General features: G+C 69.6%; 12 protein-coding genes. 1 reads left to right on the top strand and 11 read right to left on the bottom strand.

Annotated features, from left to right (window positions below; translation table 11 throughout):
• A complete protein-coding gene (locus OG246_RS22880) occupies positions 1–984 on the top strand; it encodes a hypothetical protein (RefSeq protein ID WP_266466616.1) in 984 nt (327 codons plus the stop codon).
• 145 nt (positions 985–1,129) lie between these two features.
• Here the strand turns inward: OG246_RS22880 and OG246_RS22875 are convergent, their stop codons facing one another.
• The 11 genes from OG246_RS22875 to OG246_RS22825 form a co-directional block, all read right to left on the bottom strand.
• Positions 1,130–2,209, bottom strand: coding sequence for a S1 family peptidase (locus OG246_RS22875; RefSeq protein ID WP_266466613.1), 1,080 nt, complete (start codon positions 2,207–2,209; stop codon positions 1,130–1,132).
• Between the two features lie 280 nt (positions 2,210–2,489).
• Positions 2,490–3,359: a slipin family protein gene (locus tag OG246_RS22870; RefSeq protein ID WP_266466610.1), complete on the bottom strand. Its 870-nt coding sequence runs from the start codon at positions 3,357–3,359 to the stop codon at positions 2,490–2,492.
• A 163-nt stretch (positions 3,360–3,522) separates the two neighbouring features.
• On the bottom strand, positions 3,523–4,425 hold the full coding sequence (locus OG246_RS22865) for a S1 family peptidase (protein WP_266466607.1): 903 nt from the start codon (positions 4,423–4,425) through the stop codon (positions 3,523–3,525).
• A 440-nt stretch (positions 4,426–4,865) separates the two neighbouring features.
• Positions 4,866–5,648: a DUF1684 domain-containing protein gene (locus OG246_RS22860; RefSeq protein WP_266466605.1), complete on the bottom strand. Its 783-nt coding sequence runs from the start codon at positions 5,646–5,648 to the stop codon at positions 4,866–4,868.
• 4 nt (positions 5,649–5,652) lie between these two features.
• Positions 5,653–6,951 carry an NtaA/DmoA family FMN-dependent monooxygenase gene (locus tag OG246_RS22855; protein WP_266466602.1) on the bottom strand — a complete coding sequence of 433 codons (1,299 nt, stop codon included), beginning with the start codon at positions 6,949–6,951 and terminating at the stop codon, positions 5,653–5,655.
• Positions 6,948–8,027 carry an LLM class flavin-dependent oxidoreductase gene (locus OG246_RS22850; protein WP_266466599.1) on the bottom strand — a complete coding sequence of 360 codons (1,080 nt, stop codon included), beginning with the start codon at positions 8,025–8,027 and terminating at the stop codon, positions 6,948–6,950. The genes OG246_RS22855 and OG246_RS22850 overlap by 4 nt, the downstream gene beginning before the upstream one ends.
• 71 nt (positions 8,028–8,098) lie before the next feature.
• Complete coding sequence (locus OG246_RS22845) at positions 8,099–9,076, bottom strand: ABC transporter substrate-binding protein (protein WP_266466595.1); 978 nt, start codon at positions 9,074–9,076, stop codon at positions 8,099–8,101.
• Positions 9,077–9,134: 58 nt separating this feature from the next.
• Entirely contained in the window at positions 9,135–9,911 is a 777-nt protein-coding gene (locus OG246_RS22840) for an amino acid ABC transporter ATP-binding protein (protein WP_323178328.1), read from the bottom strand.
• On the bottom strand, positions 9,908–10,789 hold the full coding sequence (locus OG246_RS22835; protein WP_266466592.1) for an amino acid ABC transporter permease: 882 nt from the start codon (positions 10,787–10,789) through the stop codon (positions 9,908–9,910). The genes OG246_RS22840 and OG246_RS22835 overlap by 4 nt, the downstream gene beginning before the upstream one ends.
• 89 nt (positions 10,790–10,878) lie before the next feature.
• Complete coding sequence (locus OG246_RS22830; protein WP_266466589.1) at positions 10,879–12,696, bottom strand: FAD/NAD(P)-binding domain-containing protein; 1,818 nt, start codon at positions 12,694–12,696, stop codon at positions 10,879–10,881.
• Entirely contained in the window at positions 12,693–13,538 is an 846-nt protein-coding gene (locus tag OG246_RS22825) for an amino acid ABC transporter permease (protein WP_266466586.1), read from the bottom strand. The genes OG246_RS22830 and OG246_RS22825 overlap by 4 nt, the downstream gene beginning before the upstream one ends.
• Between the last annotated feature and the right edge of the window lie 43 nt (positions 13,539–13,581).

Raw genomic sequence — 13,581 nt, 5'->3', positions numbered from 1 at the left:
ATGAGCATCCTCTACATCCACTTCCACGACCTGTCGGACGAGCGGATCCACTGCCGTCTTCTCGCCCTGCTGGCCGAGTACACCCCCCTGGTGCAGGCGCTGCCGCCGGACGCCGCACTGGCCGATGTCTCCGGCAGCCTCCGCTACTTCGGCACGGACGCCACGGCACTGGCCGAGCGCATCCGGGCACGCACCGGAGGGCTGTACGGGCTCCGCTCGACGGTCGGGGTCGCCGCGAACCCGCTGCTCGCCCGCATGGTCGCGGCCGACGGCCCGCCCTCGGCAGTGCGCACCCTGCCCGACGACATCGACACGGTCACCGCCTTCCTCGCGAAGAAGCCCGCCGCCGCTCTGCAAGGCGTGGGACCTGCGACCGCCCGCACCCTGTCCTCGTACGGCCTGGACAGCGTCGGCAGGATCGCCGCCGCACCGCTCGGCACGCTGCAGCGCATCCTGGGCGCCACCGCCGGCCGCCGCCTCCATGACGCGGCGCGCGGCCTCGACCCGACACCGGTGATCCCCTCAGCAGCGTCCCGCTCGATGAGCGTCGAACACCGCTTCGCCCAGGACGAACTGGACCGGGAACGGCAGCGCGCCGCCCTGCTCTCGCTCACCGACCGCCTCGGTCTGCAGCTGCGCGCCGAGTCCCAGGCCGCGCGCACCCTCACCCTCAGCGTCCGCTACGCGGACCGTTCGACGACAACCCGCACCCGGAAACTGAGCGAACCCACCGCCCACACACGCTCCCTGACAGCACTCGCCTACGAGCTCCACGACCGGCTCGCCCTTCAGCGCGCCCGCGTCCGCACCCTCTCCCTGCGGGCGGAGGACCTGATCGCCGCCGAACTGACCTCTCATCAGCTGGCCTTCGATCCGATCGACGAGAAAGCCCGCCGCATCGAGGCCGCCGCCGACCGCGCCCGGAACCGGTTCGGCCCCGGGACGGTGCATCCGGCAGGAGCGGTGACACCCCACGTCGCCTGAAACCGGCTTCCGCGGTGGTACGCCCTCCCCCGGTCGGCAGTACGCCCGTAGTACGCCGCACACGAGAAAGCCCCGCCCCCGCAACGTGCGCGGGGACGGGACTCCGTCTCTTCAGTGAAGCGGTGAAGCCGTCAGTCGATGACCGTCAGCCGATCGCGGAACCGGTCGCGGAAAGCGCCTCCGTGACCGGCTGGAAGAAGGTCTCGCCACCGGAGGTGCAGTCGCCGCTGCCGCCCGAGGTGAGGCCGATCGCGGTGGAGCCCGAGAAGAGCGAGCCGCCGCTGTCACCGGGCTCGGCGCAGACGTTCGTCTGGATGAGCCCGTTGACGATGTCGCCGTTGCCGTAGTTCACAGTGGCGTCCAGGCCGGTGACCGTGCCGCTGTGCACCTGGGTCGTCGAACCGCTGCGGGTCACCGACTGGCCGACGGTCGGGTCGCCGGCCTGGGTGATGGCCTGCGCCGAGCCGTTGTAGAGGTCGACCTCGCTCGGGTGGTCGACGTCGGCGGTGTACTTGACGAGGCCGTAGTCGTTGCCGGGGAAGCTGGACTGCTCGTTCTCGCCGATCACGGTTCCGCCCGCGGACCAGGTGGAGATCGCCTCGGTGCAGTGCCCGGCGGTGATGAAGTACGGCTCGCCGCCCTTGACCACGTTGAAGCCGAGCGAGCAGCGCCCGCCGGAGCCGGTGATCGCGTCGCCGCCCGCGACGAAGGGCTTGAACTCCCCCTTCGTACGCTGGAGTTCGGCCTTGGAGCCGAGCCCCTCGACGACCTCGGTCAGCTTGGCCAGTTCGGCCTTGGAGACCGTGCTGTCCGCGGTGACGACGACCTTGTTGGTCTGCGGGTCGGTCGCCCACGAGGTGCCGGGGATGGTCGCGTCGTTCTTGAGCGTCGTACGGGCGCTCGTCAGCTCGGCGAGGGAGTTCTCGACGATTCTGGCCTGGGCGCCCGCCGCCTGGGCGGTCTTCGCGGCGGTCTCGTCGAGCACGTTGACGACGAGAAGCTTGGTCTTCGCGTCGTAATACGTTCCCGCCGCGTCGGCGCCGAGGTCCTTGCCGAGGGTCGAGGCAAGCTTTCCGGCCGCCGCGATCGAGAGGGTCTCGGGCGCGGGGGTCTTCGTCACCTCACTCGCGTTCGCAGTCTGGAAGGTGACTCCCGCGGCGACCAGTGCGGCGATGCCCGCACCTGTCACGGCGGCACGCCGCTTGGGTATGCGTCGGTGCTTCAAGTTACGTCCTCCTGTGGGGGGAGCGGCCGGGAGGTTGTGGGGACCTCTCCGACCGGAAGGCGTACGGACATGTACCCGGCTCACAACAGAAAACGCCGCGTCCATGCCAATTTGTTCGTCACCCACTATTCCCAGCCTGACAGGGGGCACACAAGGTCGACTTCAGGACGCGCGTAGACAACGGGCGCACGCTCCCCCGGACTTGACCCTGCGTGGTCAGGCCACGTCGGTTCCCAGTGCAAACACTGGGTGCGAGTACCCGTTGTGCAGCCTGTGAGGTCTAGTCCTGTCCTGTTTTCGACCCCTCGGAGTCCGATTCCATCGGGGGCTCGGCAGAGGGGAGTTGCTCCTGCACCGGTTGCTGAGGCACTGCCGCCGGAGATGCCGGGGGCTGCTGCGCCCGCTCCAGGAACCGCAGCAGCTCCACCGGGAAGGGCAGCACCAGCGTGGAGTTCTTCTCAGCGGCGACCGCCACCACCGTCTGCAGCAGCCGCAGTTGGAGCGCCGCGGGCTGCTCGGACATCACCCCGGCGGCCTCCGCCAGCTTCTTCGACGCCTGCAACTCCGCGTCGGCGTTGATGACCCGGGCGCGGCGCTCTCGGTCGGCCTCGGCCTGCCGGGCCATCGACCGTTTCATGGTCTCCGGCAGGGACACGTCCTTGATCTCGACGCGGTCGATCTGCACACCCCAGCCGACCGCCGGGCTGTCGATCATCAACTCCAGGCCCTGGTTGAGCTTTTCCCGGTTGGAGAGCAGATCGTCGAGATCGCTCTTGCCGATGATCGAGCGCAGTGACGTCTGCGCCATCTGCGAGACCGCGAACTGGTAGTCCTCGACCTGGATGACGGCGTCGGCGGCGTCGATCACCTTGAAGTAGATGACGGCGTCCACCCGGACCGTGACGTTGTCCCTGGTGATGCCGTCCTGCGCCGGCACCGGCATCGTCACGATCTGCATATTGACCTTACGCAGCTTGTCGACGAAGGGCACGATCATCGTGAACCCGGGACCGCGTACCTGCGTGCGCAGCCGGCCGAGCCGCAGCACCACGCCCCGTTCGTACTGTTTGACGACACGGGCCCCGGCCATCACATAGACCAGCCCCACCGACGCGACGGTAACTCCCGCCGCCACCAGCTCCTCCACCATTACGGCCCCCCAGGGTCCGAAGTGGGCGCATCAGGCATGTACGTCGACGGTAACTCCGTCACCCGAGCAAGGGCGAGCCCCCGCACGTCAGTTGAGTGCGGGGGCTCGCCTGCTGCTGGCTGCACGGTCAGGTCGTGCGCGTGCTTGTGGTGCGCCGGTCGGGTCAGTAGACGGAGACACCGTAGCGGCTGAGGGCCTCGGCCACGGGCTGGAAGAAGGTCGTGCCGCCCGAGCTGCAGTTGCCGCTGCCACCGGAGGTCAGACCGAGCGCGACGCCACCGGAGGTGTAGAGGGCGCCACCGGAGTCGCCGCCCTCGGCACAGACGTTGGTCTGGATCATCTGGTAGACCACGTCGCCGCTGCCGTAGTTGACGGTGGCGTTGAGGCCGGTCACGGTCCCGGTGTGGATGCCGGTCGTGGAGCCGTCACGGATGACCGCCTGGCCCACGGAGGCATTGCCGGAGCTGGTGATGTCGGTGTTGCCCGCGGTGCCGGACTTGGTGACCGACGTGTTGGTGTAGCGGACCAGCGCGTAGTCGTTGGTCGGGAAGCTGTAGCCGTAGTTCGTGCCCAGCGTGGTGGTCTGACCGGAGTTGGAGTACCAGGTCGAGGCGACCTCTCCGCAGTGCCCGGCGGTCAGGAAGTAGTAGGTGCTCCCGCTGACGACGTTGAAGCCGAGCGAGCAGCGGTAGCCGCCACCGTAGATGGCGTCGCCGCCGTTGATCAGCTTGTTGAACTTGCCCGGGGTGTGCTTGATCGTGAGGGCGCCGGCGTTGCCGCCCGCGTCCTTCTTGATCTCCGCGATCTCGGCCGCCGAGACCGTGCTGTCGACGGTGACGACGACGCGGTTCGTCTTGGCGTCGACCACCCAGGCGGTACCCGCGATGTCGGACTTGAGTACCGACTTGTTCACGGAACTCAGTTGGGTGGTGCTGAAGGTGTGGACGTCGGCCGCGCTCGCGTTGGGGACGGTGATCGCTGCCGCGGCTACGAGTCCGGCGCTGACGGCGATCAGCCGGGTCCGTCTCGCTATGCCGTTGCGGGGGGTAGTGCGCTTGATCCTCACGTGTCATTCCTCCGAGGGGAAGTAAGGGGCCCGCGTGGGGTCGGGGCCCGTGAGGCGCAGCCAGAGACACCCCTGCCCGGATTCCGGACAAGCCGTGCTCCTGGGAAGCGCTGTGGGGGAGTATTCGGCCGCGCGGCTGATGGGCGCAAGGGCGCCTTTCGGCCGTACAGGGTTCAACTGTTGGACAGCGCGGGGAGGTAGATCTTGCGCGGACCACGCCCACGAACTACGCGTGTTGACAGGCATTGACCACGTCACCGCAGTGGCCGTCGGCGAGTGCCGCCCGCGACAGATGCCGAAGCTCAACAGACGGCGCGCCGGCCCAGAATGGCGTATTCCTGTCATGCACACGGCGGATGCACGGGGCGGCGGAATACGAGCACACGAACGCGCGCCGACGAAGACCACCGTCGGCGCGCGCATGCCGGAAACCGGGCGTCTCAGAGCAGGTTCCGCTCCCCCGCCTCGACCGCCGTGCCCAGGGTGTTCCCGGGCGGCGGGAACGGGCAGATGAAGTGGTCCGCGAAGGCGCACGGCGGGAGCACGGCCCGGTTGAAGTCCACCGTCGTACGCCCCTCGGCGTCGGGCGCCGCGGGCCGCAGGAACCGGAAGCGGTAACTGCTCTCCCCGCTCGTGGAGTCGGCGAACACGGCCCAGAGCGAGCCGTCGCCCTCGACCGAGACCTGAAGCGTGAGGTCCTGTCCGTCGAGGGTGAAGGCGAGCACCCCGCCCAGCCCAAGACCGCGCGCCTGTCCGTCCGCGTTCTCGACGCGTACGGTGCGGCCCTCGCCGTACGGCGTGAAGTGCCCCGGCACCGACCAGCGCGGGTCGTACCCGGTCGCGTCGATGCCCTTGAACGCCTGCCGTGCGGGTGAGCCGGGGTCGAAGTCGCGTACGCCCCAGACCCCTTCCCGCACGAGGACGACGAACCGGCGCTCGCCGCGCCCGACGCGGGCCCCGTCCGCCGGACCGAGATCGGCGCCGAGCGTCACCTCGCCGGTGAAGGGCTCCCCGTCGACGGTGAGACCGTCCTCGGCCGTCGCCGTCAGTACGACCGCGTCGTCCCCGGCGGTCCACCGTCCCGGGATGCCCGGAAGTTGCCCTTCCGGATGGTCCTCGATCCAGTACGTGCCCGTGAGCGTGAGCGGTCCGTAGGGCGCGGACACCGATTCGTCGCGGTGCTCGTGCCAGTGCTTCCAGTCCTCGGATGCGTCCGTCGTCATGTGATCAACCCTTCCACACCGGATCCGGCAACCCGAGGTGTGAGCGCAGCGTCGTGCCCGTGTATTCCGTACGGAACGCGCCGCGCTCCTGGAGCAGCGGCACCACCCGGTCCACGAACTCGTCGAGGCCGCCGGGTGTCAGATGCGGTACGAGGATGAAGCCGTCGGCGGCGTCGTTGGTCACGAACTCGTCCAGCTCGGCGGCGACGGACTCCGGAGTGCCGATGAAGGACTGCCGGCCGCTCGCCTCGATCACGGTCTGCCGGATGGACAGGCCCTTCTCCCGCGACAGGGCCCGCCACTTCTCGGCGATCGCGAAGGGGTCGGCGATTTTCACGCGCCCCTGCACCAGGGCCGACTCCGAATCCGGGTCGATGTCCGGAAGGGGCCCGTCGGGGTCGTACGAGGAGAGGTCGACGCCCCAGATCTGCTCCAGGGCGAGGATCGCGTTCTGCGGCGAGACCTGCAGGCGGCGGATGTCGGCCGCCCGCTCCTGCGCCTCGGCGGCCGTGTCCCCGAGCACGACGGTGACCCCGGGCATGATCTTCAGGTCCTCGGGCGCCCGCCCGTACCTCGCGAGCCGCCCCTTCACATCGGCGTAGAACTCCCGGCCCGCCTCCAGGCTCCCGTGCCGCGTGAAGATCACGTCGGCGGCGGACGCGGCGAACTCACGGCCATCCGGGGAGTCCCCGGCCTGGATGACGACGGGGTGCCCCTGCGGGGAGCGCGGCAGGCCGAACTCGCCCGCGATGTCGAAGTGTTCGCCCCGGTGCGCGAAGGGGCGAGGGAGCCCCTCCGGCGTCCAGGAGTCCCACAACTCCCTTGCCGTGGCGAGGAATTCGGCGGCGCGGGTGTAGCGGTCCGCGCGGTCGAGGAAGCCGCCGCGGCGGAAGTTCTCGCCGGTGAAGGCGTCGGAGGAGGTCACCACGTTCCAGGCGGCCCGGCCCCCGCTCAGATGGTCCAACGTGGCGAACCTGCGGGCGAGTTCGTAGGGCTCGTTGAAGGTCGCGTTGACCGTGGCGGCGAGCCCGAGCCGCTCAGTGACGGCCGCGAGCGCGTTGAGCACGGTGATCGACTCGGGCCGTCCCACGACGTCCAGGTCATGGATACGTCCCCGGTGCTCGCGCAGCCGCAGCCCCTCGGCGAGGAAGAAGAAGTCGAAGAGACCGCGCTCGGCGGTGCGCGCGAGGTGCTCGAAGGACGCGAAGTCGATCTGGGACTTCGACCGGGGATCGGCCCACACGGTGGTGCTGTTGACGCCCGGGAAGTGGGCGGCGAGGTGCAGCTGCTTGCGTACGGTCATGACGTTCCCCCTGCCACGGCGTACTGGTTGGCGGGCCGGGCGAGCCCCAGATGCTCCCGGAGCGTGCTGCCCGGATAGAAGGTGCGGAACAGGCCGCGGTGCTGGAGCAGCGCCACCGTTCCGTTGACGAGCCGTTCCAGGTCACGGAGTGGTTCGACGGGCGTGAGGTGGAAGCCGTCGGCGGCGTCGGCGGCGTGCCAGGAGGCGATCAGGTCGGCGAGGTCGACGGGGCCGCCCCGGTACAGCGGGCCCTGGGCGGTCTGCCGGGGTCCGCCGCCGCCGTGGCCCGGCTCGGCCGCGTGCTCGCCGTCACCGAGGTCGACGGTGAGTCCGGCGAGGACGCGCAGGTCGTCGGGGTCGCGCCCGAACCGGGCGGCCCCTTCCCGCAGTTCGGCCCGTACGGCGCGGGCCTGCGCCGGGCGCGCGACCCGTACGAGCGCCACATCGGCGTACCGGGCCGCGGTCTGCCGGGCGTGACCCTCGGTCGCGTCGACGACCCGGACGGGGTGACCCTGCGGCGGGCGCGGCACGATCGAGGGGCCCTTCACCGAGAAGGTCGGCCCCTCGAAGTCGACGTAGTGCAGCTTGTCCCGGTCGATGAAGCGGCCTGTCGACTCGTCGCGTATCTCGGCGTCGTCCTGCCAGCTGTCCCACAACCGGGCGGCCACGTCGGCGACTTCACCGGCCTCCCGCCACAGTGCGTCGGCGGGCGCGGCGTGCCGCCGGCCGAACAGCCGCGCCTCGCCCTCGGACGTCGACACGTCGATCTGCCAGCCGGCCCGCCCATGACTGACCCAGTCGAGGGTCGCCACGGCCGCCTGCACATGGAAGGGCTCGGTGTGCGTGGTGGTCACGGTCGGCACCAGACCGACCCGGCGGGTGACGGGCGCGACCCGCGCAAGCACGGCGAGCGCGTCGGGCCCCGGACGCGCGAAGGTGTCACCGAGCGTCACGAAGTCGAACGCCCCACGCTCCGCGAGCTGCGCCAACTCCACATGGGAGGCGGCATCGTAGGCCGCCTGCTGGTCGAGGGCCGCGGCCAGATGCAGAAGCGCCCGGCCGTTCGGTGCGGTCATTGAGGAGAACCTTTCAGCGGGGAGCGAGGAGGCGGCGGGATCTGTGCGGATCCCGCCGCCACCCACATGGACTACGACTCGGTCTTCGGCAGGCCCGGAGGGTTGATCTCGGACTTCTCGACGGCCTCGGTCGTCAGCCCCCAGCGCTTGAGCACCTCGGCGTACTGGCCGTTCTCGATCACGTGGTCGATGGCTGCCGCGTAGGCGTCCACGAGGCCGCTGTCCTTCTTCGTGGTGGCCGCGATCTTGCCCTGGAGCTTGTCGCCGGCTCCGGAGAGAGTGCCGACGACCTCGGTCTGCCCGGCGGACGAGACGTGGTACGCCGCGGACGGGCTCGGGCCGAGATACGCGTCGATACGTCCCGACTGCAGCGCCAAGTAGTAGTCCGTGTCCTTCTGGAAGTACTTGATGTCCACGGGCTTCAGACCGGCGTCCTCGTTCTGCTTGCTCCAGTCGACGAGGATCTTCTCCTGGTTGGTGCCGGAGGAGACGGCGATGGTCTTGCCCGCGACGTCCTTGGGCTCCTTGACCGTCCAGTCGACGCCCTTCTTCGCCTCGAACGCGATGTTGTCGAGGCGGTAGGTCGCGAAGTCGTACTTCTCCTTGCGTTCCTCGGTGACGGTGACGTTGGAGAACACGGCGTCGAACTTGCCGCTGTCGAGCCCGACGAAGAGGTTCTCCCAGGAGACCTCCTCGTTGTCGAGCTTGAGGCCGAGAGTGTCCGCGACGAGCGTCGCGAGGTCGATCTCCGAGCCGATCCGGGTTTTGTCGTCGGTCGCGTAGAACCCGAGTGGCGGCGAGGCGTCGGCGCTCTGGCCGAGCTTCAGCGTGCCGCGCTCACGGACGGCCGCCGGCACGAGCGCGGCGATCTCGTCGACCTTCTTGCCGCGGACGCGGTTCTGGTCGGGACCGATGTTGATGTTGCCGACCTTCTTGGTGTCCGAGCCGCCCGTCCCGGTCGCCGCGTCACTGTCACCGCCGCAGGCGCTGAGCAGCGGAGCGGTGACAAGGGCGGCGATGGAGGCTGCGAAGGTGCGTCGGGACAGCATGGGCGAACTCCTATGAGTGTTAAGGGATTTCAAGAGCCGTTCCAGAAGAAACGGGGCTTCAGAGGACCTTGGACAGAAACGCCCGGGTCCGTTCGTGCTGCGGCTTGTCGAGTACGTCGCCGGGGGCGCCCTGCTCGACGACGCGGCCGTCGTCCATGAAGACAACGGTGTCGGCGACCTCTCGGGCGAAGCCGATCTCGTGCGTGACCACGATCATCGTGGTGCCCTGGTGGGCCAAGTCCTTGATGACGTCGAGGACTTCGCCGACCAGCTCGGGGTCGAGCGCGGAGGTCGGCTCGTCGAAGAGCAGCAGCTTCGGTTCCAGGGCGAGCGCGCGGGCGATGGCGACCCGCTGCTGCTGACCGCCGGAGAGCTGCTTGGGGTAGGCGTCGGCCTTGTCGGAGAGCCCGACCCGCTCGAGCAGTTTCCGCGCGGTCTCGACGGCGTCCTTGCGGGGCCGCTTCAGCGCGGAGACCGGCGCCTCGACGATGTTGTCCAGCACGGTGAGGTGCGGGAAGAGGTTGAAGTTCTGGAAGACGAAGCCGATCTGCGTGCGCTGCTTGAGGATCTCGCGCTCGCGCAGCTCGTACAGCTTGTCGCCGGAGCGCCGGTAGCCGACGAGGGTGCCGTCGACGCTGATCCAGCCCTGGTCGACCTTCTCCAGGTGGTTGATGGTGCGCAGCAGGGTCGACTTGCCGGACCCGGACGGGCCGAGGACGACGGTGACCTCTCCGGTCCGCACTTCGAGGTCGACCCCCTTGAGCACTTCCAGCGAACCGAAGCTCTTGTGGACGGACTTGATGTCGACCATGGCGGAGTTCGTGGGCGCGCTCATCGGACGGCTCCCTTGGCGTAGTGACGTTCGACGTAGTACTGGAGGACGGAGAGTGCGCTGGTCAGGAGGATGTACCAGGCGGTGGCGACCATCAGGAGGGGTACGACCCTGCCGTTGCGCCCGTAGATGACCTGGACTTGGTAGAAGAGTTCGCCGATCGCCATGACGGAGACGATGGAGGTTCCCTTGAAGAGGGAGATCACCTCGTTGGCGGCGTTCGGCAGGATCGAGCGCATCGCCTGCGGCAGCACGATCCGCCGGATCTGCCGCAGCTTCGGGATGCCCAGCGCGGCCGCCGCATCCAGTTGCCCACCGTCCACGGCCAGTACGCCCCCGCGCACGATCTCCGCGGCATACGCGGCCTGGTGCAGGGCCAGTCCCAGCACGGCCGCGCTCATCGCCCCGACCAGGCCCATCGTGTCGAAGGAGAAGAACCCCGGCCCGAAGGGGATCCCGAACTGCAACTCCGGGTACAGGTAGGCCAGGTTGAACCAGAACAAGAGCTGGACGATGAGCGGGATCGACCGGAACGCCCAGACATAGCCGAAGGCGACGGCCTTGAGGAACCGGCTCTGCGACAGCCGCATGAAGGCCAGCACGATGCCGAGCGCGAAGCCCAACGCCGTGCCGTAGAAGGTGAGTTGGAGCGTGACCCAGACGGCCTTGAGAACCACGTCCGCCGCGAAGTAGTCGGCGAACACCTCCCATTCCCAGCCGGCGTTGGTGACAAGCCCGTGCGCGAACTGCGCGAGCAGTACGGCGGTCGCGACGACGGCGGCCCAGCGCCAGGGGTGCCGGACAGGCACCACCGTGAGCGCGCCGAGATCCTCCGGTTCGGGGGCCGTTTTGGTGCGGGGTGGATCACTGGTCAGAGACATGGGGGTTCCTCGGGGGCGTGATGGGACATGAGCGGAACGCCGGGCGGGTGCGGTGGAATGGTCCGAACTACGGCGTAAGGGCCGGAACTTCAGGCCGCGGCCCGACAGGACAGCGCGCGCAGGAACGCCAGCACGGCACGCGCCGCCGCGTCGTTCTGCCGGAAGGCCGGACCTCCGGTACGCGGCCGGGTGAACGCCCCCGAGCCGCGGGCGTCGGTGTGCGGGCCGAGCGCGAAACGCCGGGGGTGCGGGGTGCCGGAGCGGTCCAGGACCCGCCCGTCGGAGGGGTCCACGGCGAGCAGCCCTTCGGGGGTCGCGGCGGCCCCGTCGGCGTACAGCTCACGCAGCAGCGAGTCGCTGGTGCGCTCGACCGTGGGGTGCGGCAGCCGTGCCTCGACGAGCGCGCGGGCCTCGACCGTCGCGTCCGGCACCGTGGCGCTGCCCGCCCGGAAGACCCCGTCCTCGGCGGTGACCGTCATGTCCGCGCCCACGAACCTCAGGATCCCGGCCCGCGACAGGGCCAGCATCTGCCGCAGCCGAGGCCCGGGCGGCCCCGACGCGAGATAGCTGAAGAAGCCGTGCCACCACGGGCCGATGTCACCGAGCCGGACCAACTGACCGTATACGGAGAGCAGCCCGAGGAAGACGGCCAGGTCCGGGCTGTTCGACGGGTCATGACGCTGCGTCAGATCGCCTTCGATGTACGCGCGCAGGCCCCTCTGGAGTTCCTCCTGCGAGGTGTACCGCACCCCGTCCAGCGGGTGGTCGAGGGCGGCGAGGTCGAGCCGGTCGGCGGGGTCGGGAACGGCGGACGCCACCAGTGCCTGGATCTCGGCGGTGTCCGTGGCCGCGTACTTCTCCTCGAAGTCCGTCCAGGCCATCCGCGTCCGCTCGGGGTGTGCCGCGAACAGCCGGTGGTAGTGCGCGAACCCCAGCTCCTTCTCGATCAGCGGCTGGACATCCCGCCGGAAGTCGAACCCCTCCGGGCGCGCCAGCAGTTCGTCGATCTCCGCGGGCCCCAAGAACCTTGGCAGCGGCGGCCGTTCACCCTCCCAGCCGTAACCGATCTTGGAGTGGTAGGGCACCCCGCGCCGGGAGCCGACGTACAGGATCGGCTCACGCCCGGACGGGACGTACGTCTCCCCCTCATGGCGTCCGCCGCGCCCCTCCGTCAGCAGCACCATCAGGTCGACGAAGGCGAGCCCGAAGCCGCGCACGAGGACGGGTTCGCCCGCCTCCAGCGCGGACAGGTCACTGTCGGCGGTGAAGTCCGGCGGCAGATGCACCAGCCCGTGACGCTCGGCGTACGCCGCCAAGTCCCGCTGCTCGTCGTCGAGTTCGGCGTCGAGATGACCGAGCGCCAGGACCACGAGGTCGGCGAGAAGCGGCTCCGGCCGACCCTCCAGCCACACCTGCTGGCGGCCGCCACGGGGCCCGTCGACACGCAGGGCCCGGCGCGGGTGGTGCTGGACCCGGACGCCCGGAGGCAGGGCGTCCACGGCCCGTTCGTACACCCAGCGCAGGTACGTGCCCTGGCGCTGCCGGTCCGCGAAGACCCGCCCGTCGAGGCCCGCCCACTCGTGCAGCGTGGGACCTTCGAGCACCGGCCCGTCCATGGCCACGGTCTCGTCGGTGAACATCGTGACGTCCTGGGCCTGCGAGTTCATCCACAGCAGCGACGACTGCTCCTCGCGCCAGATGCGCCCGCCGCCCGGCGGATAGGGGTCGACGAGATGGATGTCGAAACCCTCGGAGCCCCCGAAACTCCCGGAGCCCACCGAGCCCTGCGCGCCTTGCGACCCCGAATCGCCGTACAGCTCAGGCAGGTTGGCGGCGATCCGCTCCAGGACACCGGTCCCCCGCGGCCCGGCGCCCACGATCACCAGCGAGGGCCGCCCGGCGCTCATCGGGTGCGCTCCGAACCGCGCGCATAGTGCCGCTCCACGTAGTACTGGCCGACGCTGAGCACCGAGGTGACGATGACGTACCAGAGGGTGGCCACCATCAGCAGGGGCATGACCTGGTAGGTGCGGTGGTAGACGAGCTGGACCGAGTAGAGCAGGTCCTGTACGGCGATGACGCTGACGATGGAGGTGCCCTTGAGGGTGCCGATCAGCATGTTCCCGGCCGGCGGCACGATGGAGCGCATCGCCTGCGGCAGCACGATCTTCCACCAGCGGCGCCAGCGGCTCAGCCCGAGCGCCTGCGCGGCCTCGATCTGGCCGCGGTCGACGGAGAGGATGCCGCCGCGCACCACCTCGGCGGCGTACGCGGCCTCGTGCAGGGTGAGGCCGACGATGGCGACGGTGACCGGGCCGAGCAGGTTCACCGTCTTGATCCCGAGGATCTCCGGGTACAGCACTCCGATGTTGAACCAGAACAGCAACTGCACCAGGATCGGCATCGACCGGAACAGCCAGACGTATCCCCAACTCACCGCCCGCAGCACGGGGTTGGTGGAGAGCCGGAACGCGGCGAGCAGGGTGCCGAGGGCGAAGCCGAGCGCCATCACGAGCGCGGTCAGCCAGAGGGTGAGCCAGAGTCCGCGCAGGACCGCGGCGGTCGTGAAGTAGTCGCCCACGACGTCCCACTGGAACGCGTCATTGCGCACTACGGAGTTGAGGGCGAGCCCGAGCAGGACCAGGACGACGACGGCGGCGGTCCACTGGCCCAGGCGGCGCTGCGGGACGATGCGCAAAGGCACCGCATCTTCCGGTGCGGCCACCTTGGTAAGGGTGTCGGAGGACATGCGAAGGCTCCGTGATGCGTCGAGTCGAACACGGTGGTGCCTT

It is taken from the genome of Streptomyces sp. NBC_00620, from assembly GCF_026341825.1.
Taxonomy (GTDB): Bacteria; Actinomycetota; Actinomycetes; order Streptomycetales; family Streptomycetaceae; genus Streptomyces.
The sequence above is the reverse complement of the archived record's forward strand: the minus strand, read 5'-3'. Positions and strand labels throughout refer to the sequence as shown.

What these genes read in the sequence shown, in the direction of transcription:
- OG246_RS22825 (WP_266466586.1), bottom strand. Translation starts at nt 13,538, where the DNA reads ATGTCCTCCGACACCCTTACCAAGGTGGCCGCACCGGAAGATGCGGTG.
- OG246_RS22840 (WP_323178328.1), bottom strand. Translation starts at nt 9,911, where the DNA reads ATGAGCGCGCCCACGAACTCCGCCATGGTCGACATCAAGTCCGTCCAC.
- OG246_RS22845 (WP_266466595.1), bottom strand. Translation starts at nt 9,076, where the DNA reads ATGCTGTCCCGACGCACCTTCGCAGCCTCCATCGCCGCCCTTGTCACC.
- OG246_RS22880 (WP_266466616.1), top strand. Translation starts at nt 1, where the DNA reads ATGAGCATCCTCTACATCCACTTCCACGACCTGTCGGACGAGCGGATC.
- OG246_RS22860 (WP_266466605.1), bottom strand. Translation starts at nt 5,648, where the DNA reads ATGACGACGGACGCATCCGAGGACTGGAAGCACTGGCACGAGCACCGC.
- OG246_RS22835 (WP_266466592.1), bottom strand. Translation starts at nt 10,789, where the DNA reads ATGTCTCTGACCAGTGATCCACCCCGCACCAAAACGGCCCCCGAACCG.
- OG246_RS22870 (WP_266466610.1), bottom strand. Translation starts at nt 3,359, where the DNA reads ATGGTGGAGGAGCTGGTGGCGGCGGGAGTTACCGTCGCGTCGGTGGGG.
- OG246_RS22855 (WP_266466602.1), bottom strand. Translation starts at nt 6,951, where the DNA reads ATGACCGTACGCAAGCAGCTGCACCTCGCCGCCCACTTCCCGGGCGTC.
- OG246_RS22830 (WP_266466589.1), bottom strand. Translation starts at nt 12,696, where the DNA reads ATGAGCGCCGGGCGGCCCTCGCTGGTGATCGTGGGCGCCGGGCCGCGG.
- OG246_RS22850 (WP_266466599.1), bottom strand. Translation starts at nt 8,027, where the DNA reads ATGACCGCACCGAACGGCCGGGCGCTTCTGCATCTGGCCGCGGCCCTC.